Annotated in this window: 4 protein-coding genes and 1 pseudogene; all 5 read right to left on the minus strand. The window is 31.5% G+C overall.

Annotated elements, in window-relative coordinates; genetic code table 11:
* Positions 1–249, minus strand: a pseudogene (locus tag ACMOUI_RS07180) (hypothetical protein); the annotation flags it as partial.
* Entirely contained in the window at positions 236–892 is a 657-nt protein-coding gene (locus ACMOUI_RS07185; protein ID WP_418965049.1) for a response regulator transcription factor, read from the minus strand. The pseudogene ACMOUI_RS07180 and the gene ACMOUI_RS07185, both read right to left, overlap by 14 nt.
* A gap of 55 nt (positions 893–947) precedes the next feature.
* Positions 948–2,135: a hypothetical protein gene (locus tag ACMOUI_RS07190; RefSeq protein WP_418965050.1), complete on the minus strand. Its 1,188-nt coding sequence runs from the start codon at positions 2,133–2,135 to the stop codon at positions 948–950.
* Positions 2,136–2,204: 69 nt separating this feature from the next.
* Positions 2,205–2,510, minus strand: coding sequence for an FMN-binding protein (locus tag ACMOUI_RS07195; RefSeq protein ID WP_418965051.1), 306 nt, complete (start codon positions 2,508–2,510; stop codon positions 2,205–2,207).
* A 124-nt stretch (positions 2,511–2,634) separates the two neighbouring features.
* The coding region (locus ACMOUI_RS07200) for an alanine/glycine:cation symporter family protein (RefSeq protein ID WP_418965052.1) at positions 2,635–3,936 on the minus strand (1,302 nt) is incomplete at its 5' end.

Raw genomic sequence — 3,936 nt, forward strand, 5'->3', positions numbered from 1 at the left:
ATCTTCAGCCATAATTAAAACTGTTATATCTTTTTTTTCTTTTAAATTTTTTATGTATCCCTCTAAATCTCTGTTGGTGGATATCAAGTATTCAATCTCTTTAGCTATTTTAGGAAACTCCTCTTTTCTCTCTGAAATAAAGTGATATTCTAAAAAAAATATACTTATTATATAGCTTACACTCATTGCAATTACTATAATCAGTGCTGAATATATAAAAATTTTTTTTGATAAACTATCTCTCTTCAAAAATATATCCCACCCCTCTAACTGTTCCAATTAATTCCTCATAACCGTGTAACTTTTTCCTTAATCTTTTTACAAGAGTATCTGATGCTCTCTCATCAAACTCATTGTCTATTCCCCAAATCTCCAACAAAATATTATTTCTACTTAAGGGTTTATTTCTATTTTTTATAAAGTATTCTAATAGATTTTTCTCTCTTGTTGAAAGATTTATTCTCTCGTTCTTAATTTTTAGTATCTCATCTTTAAAAGAATACTCTATCTCTTTATATATATACTCTTTTTGAATGTTAAGTTTTAAATATTTTTTTATTTTAGTCGAAAGAACATTTATGCTAAATGGCTTTGTAATATAGTCATCAGCTCCTATCTCTAAGCCATGAATCTCATCTAATTCAGAATCTCTTGCTGTCATCATAATTATTGGAGTTTCAGATTTTTTTCTAATATATTCACAAACTTCCCATCCATTTTTTAGCGGCAAATTGACATCTAAAAGCACTAAATCTGGTTTGAATCTTTCAAAAAGTTCTATTCCTTTCTCTCCATCCAAAGCAATCTTTATATCTATATTCAGATTAAAAAAATGACTCTCTAAAGAGAGAGCCAATTCTTTTTCATCCTCAACAATTAATAACCTTTTCATAAATTAACACCTCTTGTATTTTGTTAAGGTTATTATATCAAATATTTCTTCATTTTTAAAAATACTTTTTAAATCCTAATCTTATTATTACTGATTCCTCTATAGATCTTTTTATTTTTTTTGATCCTCCACCAGTTCCACTTCCAGAACCTCCAGAACCAGTTCCACTTCCTGAGCCATTTCCTCCACCAGAACCAGCTCCACCACCATTTCCATTTCCTCCACCAGAACCAGGTTTCCCTATTGATCTACCACTATTTCCCCCTGAAGATTGTCCATTATTTGAAACATTCTTATATTGAGCTAAATATACTATATCAGCTGTTATTGAAAAATCAGGCATTGGTTTCCATATAGCTCTTGTTCCAATCATTGTCCCTAATTCATTATGAAAAGTTGTTTTATTTTTATTTCCCCCTGTTTCAACCTCAGGATTTAAAAATCCCCAAACATAAGGTCTTACCTGTAATGCATTTGTTGTATATAGATTATGATCAATTTTAGCCAAATAAGACCATCTAATATTCTCACCAGCATATTCCTCTTTAGATTTATTTACAACACCTAGGGATAGCTTTGTTTTCTCTATTCTATAGCTTAATCCCGTTTCTATTTTATTCACATAGCTTTCATTTTGAAATGGTAAATTAAATGTTTGAGTTATTTGATCTCTCTCATCCCCTTTAACTTTTGCATACCCTACAGCTCCTTTTAAATACCACCCAAATCTATCTGTAAAATCATATGTTGCCTTTGGTATAAATCTAAGTGCTGTTGAATGTTGAATTTTTGTACGCTTCAGTTCATCTTGCCTAATTCCAATCTTATAGTTTAAGAAAAACTTTCCATTTCTATATACAGACCCTCCATAAAGTTCTACCATAGTTTTATCATATCTTTTTTCTGAACTATTGTACTCATGTCTATATGATGTTTTTCCATCTATATAAAAATTTGAATTTTCAAAAGGGAAAAATTCAAATCCTAGATATGGCTCTACTCTGTTTTTTTCATCTACTGATCTTTCAAAGATCATTGTATCCATCCCTATTTCTAGATACCCTGTTGAACCGCTATTTTTTAATCTTTCCTCTTCATGAAAACTATATGTATCCACACCTACTAAATTTTCTTTAGAGTAATCCACTCTACTTTTTTTATTATTTCTTCCCATTCCTTCTTGTGAAAAACTTAAAACTGATAATGCTATTGTACCTAAAATTGCTATTGTACTTCTTTTCATGCTCTCTCCCCTGAATTTTTTATAAAAAAAAGCTGAGATTTTAATCTCAGCTTCATATTAATTAATCAATTACTTTCCTGTTGCGTTATTTACTGCTTCTAAGAATCCCTCAGATGTATATGTAGCTCCTGCTACTGTATCTACTTGAGATGATTGTGCTTCTATAACCTTCTTTGTTAATTGCTCAATTGCTGGATTTGCAATTCCTGGAGTGTCGCTATTCTCTTTTACTTCAATTGCAACAATTTTGTCTCCATCCATTGTTACTGCTACTTTTATATCATCTGCATATCCTAATCCAGTTCCTTCTTTTACCTCAGCTCCAAAAGCTACTGCTGATAAAATTACTAACATTGATATTAAAAATTTTTTCATATATTCCACCCTTCTTAATAAAATAATCTCATGTAAATTATACTGTATACTACTATTTTGTGTCAATAAAAAAATACAATTAATACCAATTTTAATCACTTTTTTCTCATTTTTCACTCAATTTTTAAACTATAATTTCTTTGACCTCTTCATCAGATATTTGATCATACTCTTTCATAGCCGTTCTTGCATATTTTCCTAGTGATAAAAGAGCAATTAGGTTAGGTAAAACCATCATTCCATTGAACATATCAGCTAACTCCCATACAAGTTCAACCTTCATCATTGATCCAAGAACAATCATAATCATAACAATAGCTCTATATATATTCACTGATTTTTTACTTTTAAATATATATCTAACATTTGCTTCTCCAAAGAAATACCATCCTATAATTGTTGAGAACGCAAAGAACAGTAGACAGATAGCAATAAATGTATCTCCAAATATTCCCAATGTCTCACTGAATGCTCCCTGAGTTAATACAATTCCAGCTCCAGATGTCAAAGATATTTTTGATGTTAAAATTACAAGTGCTGTTCCTGTTAGAACTATAAATGTATCTATAAAAACAGTTATTACAGCTACGATCCCTTGCTCTCCAGGGTGTGTAACCTTTGCTATAGCATGGGCATGTGGTGTTGATCCCATACCTGCTTCATTGGAAAATAACCCTCTTGCCACTCCATATCTAACCGCTTGCTTTACTGTTATTCCCATAGCACCTCCCAGTGCTGCTTGAGGATTGAAAGCTGAGACAAATATAGATGTTATTGCTGGAATTATCTCTTGATAATTTATTGTTATTATTACAATACATGCCACTATATATAGTCCTGCCATTATTGGTACTATTTTTTCAGTTACAGAGGCTATTCTTTTTATTCCTCCGAAAAATACAAATCCAGCCAAAACTGATACGATAACTCCTACAAGTGCAGAGGAAACTCCAAAAGCTTTGTTAAAAGCAGCAGATATCGAATTTGCTTGAACCGCATTTCCCATAAGTCCTAAGGCTGCTATACATGCTACTGCGAAAAAGTATGATAATCCCTTTGCAATTTTTTTATTTTTTATAGAGTTTTCAATATAATATGCTGGTCCTCCTGTTATTTGACCATCTACTCTTTTCTTAAAAACCTGTCCTAAAATTGCTTCTACATAGACTGTTGCCATTCCGAAAAATGCACTAGCCCACATCCAAAATATTGCTCCTGGTCCTCCTGAAGCTATTGCTGTTGCCGCTCCTGCTAAGTTTCCTGTTCCCACCTGTGCTGCCACAGCAGTAGCTAAAGCTTGAAATGATGACATACCATTTTTATCTGCTGCTTTTCCATTTAAATTTATTGATCCTGTTACATGCTTTACTCCCTCTTTAAATTTTCTAATTTGAATAAAATTTAACTTCAAAGTAAAATATATACC

It is taken from the genome of Cetobacterium sp. (assembly GCF_048470075.1).
GTDB lineage: Bacteria > Fusobacteriota > Fusobacteriia > Fusobacteriales > Fusobacteriaceae > Cetobacterium_A.